Source organism: Stieleria sp. (assembly GCF_041595215.1).
Classification (GTDB): domain Bacteria; phylum Planctomycetota; class Planctomycetia; order Pirellulales; family Pirellulaceae; genus Stieleria; species Stieleria magnilauensis.
Genome location: NZ_JBFHKV010001476.1, coordinates 1 through 1,601 on the forward strand (window position 1 = coordinate 1; position 1,601 = coordinate 1,601).

Here is a 1,601-nt window from a genome sequence, read left to right on the forward strand (position 1 = left end):
GCAATTGGCGCCCTTTCTTTGCGCGGAATTCGCCTTGCCTTGCGCCCCCTCCGTCCGTGGGTCCGTCATACTGGTGGTGGATGCGATAACGATTCCTCCCCGGGAGTATAGAGAGCGTGATTGCAGAAATTCGTTCGCCGCGTGTTTGGGTTTTCTTCATTTGCACCCTGGTTTTTGCCTTGGATCCCCCCGGGAACCCTCCCGCCCGGGCGCAAGATCCAGATCCCGCCGAACAGACTCGGCTGTCCGAACAAGAACGCGCGATCGCCGAAAAGTTTCTGCAGGTGCTGCTGCGCCGTCCACGACCAGGGACCGCGTTGGACCGGGTCTACGGATTCCACGTCCAAAACGGGACGCTGGACGAATTCATCGCCTCGCTGGATGTCTCCGACGATGCCCCAAACGCCGGCCAACAGCGGATGATTCTGGGGTTGTTGCAGGCTCAACGCGGCCGCCAGGCACTCGCGGCCGAGGCCTTTGCCAAAGCCGAATCCCTGCTGAGCGATGACTACGCCAGCAGCTACTTCCTGGGGCGATCGCTACTCGCGGTCGGCCAGACGGAGAAAGCGGCCGCGGCACTGGAGCGGGCGATCGAGCGAAAACCCGCTCGTAACGAAGCGTTACCGATCTTCACTGAACTGGGCCGAATCTACAGCCGCGCCGGACAAAACGAAAAGGCACTTGAGGTTTGGCAAAAACTGGAGGCATTGTTTCCGGGCGACACGCGGGTCGGCAGCCAGATCGCCAGCACACTGGCCGACGAAGGCAATGTCCAAGAAGCCCTGCAACGATTCGAGCGTCTGTCCAAGTCCGCGCGCAAAGACGACGAGAAGATCGCGTTCGCGGTCCAGGCCGCCGAAATGCGACGTCGACTCGGGCAGACCGAACAGTGCACCGCAGCCCTGGAAGCAATCCTGGCAAGGCTGCGCCCGGGCAGCTGGCTGTACAGCGATGTCCGCAACCGGATCGAACAAGGGTTCCTGAAATCCGGTGATTACGACGCGTTGGCAAACTACTACAAACAAAAACTCGCCGACTCGCCCGATGATCTCGCCTTGCAGGTTCGGCTGGGACGCATCTTGGTTTCCGCACAACGCATCGATGAAGCAGCCGAGACGTTGAGCAAGGCCGTCGAACGCGCGCCCGACGACGCCGACGTGCGATTGGCGCTGATCGATGTCTTGGTCAACAAGGCCGACATGGCCGCCGCGGCCGATCAATTCGAACAGCTTGCCGAACAAGATCCCGACAACCCCGACTACTTGCTTCGGTGGGGACAGACCCTGCTGGAAGACGACACGCGGCCACTCGCGGCGCGACGAAACGCCGCCGCCGCGGTGTGGCAACGGTTGGCGGATCGCCGCGAGGATGACGCCGTCACGCTGTCCCAGATCGCCGATCGCATGCGTGCAATCGATCGCAAAGAAGACGCCATCGGGCTGTACGAGCAAGCCATCAAAGTGGAACCCGATTCACCACAGTATCGAGAGTACCTGGGTGAATACCTTTATCGGTTGGGCCGAAAAGAAGAAACGATCGAGACCTGGAATTCGATCGCCGAGGGTGATCGACGCGGTCGAGACTCACTGGTCCGCCTCGCC

Annotated in this window: 1 protein-coding gene; it reads left to right on the forward strand. The window is 61.1% G+C overall.

All coding sequences use genetic code 11. The annotated features are described in order from the left end of the window. Positions 1 to 116 precede the first annotated feature (116 nt). Positions 117 to 1,601, forward strand: a 1,485-nt coding sequence (locus ABX749_RS32255) for a tetratricopeptide repeat protein (protein WP_372899654.1), incomplete at its 3' end; no start/stop codon positions are given.